This is a genomic window from Clostridioides sp. ES-S-0048-02 (assembly GCF_020658495.1).
Taxonomy (GTDB): Bacteria; Bacillota; Clostridia; order Peptostreptococcales; family Peptostreptococcaceae; genus Clostridioides.
The window spans coordinates 1-903 of sequence record NZ_JACVWH010000054.1 but is presented as its reverse complement, the minus strand read 5'-3'; the positions used below and the strand labels follow the sequence as shown (position 1 = coordinate 903).

2 protein-coding genes and 1 pseudogene are annotated in these 903 nt (G+C 30.9%); all 3 read left to right on the top strand.

Annotation, left to right across the window (positions count from 1 at the left end; translation table 11 throughout):
• Positions 1-22 precede the first annotated feature (22 nt).
• Complete coding sequence (locus tag IC173_RS20275; protein ID WP_196337436.1) at positions 23-283, top strand: DUF2577 domain-containing protein; 261 nt, start codon at positions 23-25, stop codon at positions 281-283.
• 4 nt (positions 284-287) lie between these two features.
• A complete protein-coding gene (locus tag IC173_RS20270) occupies positions 288-707 on the top strand; it encodes a DUF2634 domain-containing protein (protein WP_227856205.1) in 420 nt (139 codons plus the stop codon).
• Positions 708-903: pseudogene (locus IC173_RS20265) on the top strand (phage tail protein); the annotation flags it as partial. It abuts the gene before it with no gap.

The window sequence follows — 903 nt, the reverse complement described above, 5'->3', positions numbered from 1 at the left end:
TTTATATAAGTGAGGTGATAAAGTGTCACAGGAATTATTACAAGTAATCAAGAAGGCTGCAATGGATGCAGTAGAAACAAGTAATCCAATGACTCTTGCATTTGGAACTATAGAAAGTGTTAATCCTTTAGTAGTTAAGATAGAGCAAAAAGCATCCTTTGAAGAATTCTTTCTAATACAAACAGACACATTTAAAAGATATACAGATAAAAAAATAGGAGATAAATTAGTTTTAATTCGTATGCAAGGAGGACAACAGTATTTAATTTTAGATAGGATGTGATAAAGTGTTACCAACAGATAACATTGACTATGATATAGAAGATGTATCAATTATAAACTTTGATGTAAGGCAAGAACCAAGTAAGACCTTTAAACTGAATATGGAGAGAAATAAAGTAGATGGTATTTGTGATGATGTGGAAGCATTAAAACAGACCATCTTTTTGATTTTAAACACAGAGAGATACCAACATCTAATATATAGTTGGAATTATGGAGTCGAGTTGAACGACCTTATCGGAGAACCTGTTTCATATGTAATACCCGAACTTGAAAGACGAATCAAAGAAGCACTAATTCAAGATGATAGGATTGAAAATGTAGACAATTTTCAGTTTGAAAATATAAAAGGTAAAGTACATTGTAAGTTTATAGTTCATACAAAGTATGGGAATTTAAATGCAGAGAAGGTGGTGAGTGTATAATTGTTTGAATTAATGACATTTGAAAATATAATTAAAAGAATGTTAGATAGTGTACCTGACACGTTTGACAAACGAGAAGGTTCTATAATATATAATGCCTTGGCACCAGTTGCTATAGAACTTACGGAAACTTATGTCGCTATGGATGAATTACTAGACCAAACATTTGTAGATACTGCTAGTTACTATTATTTAG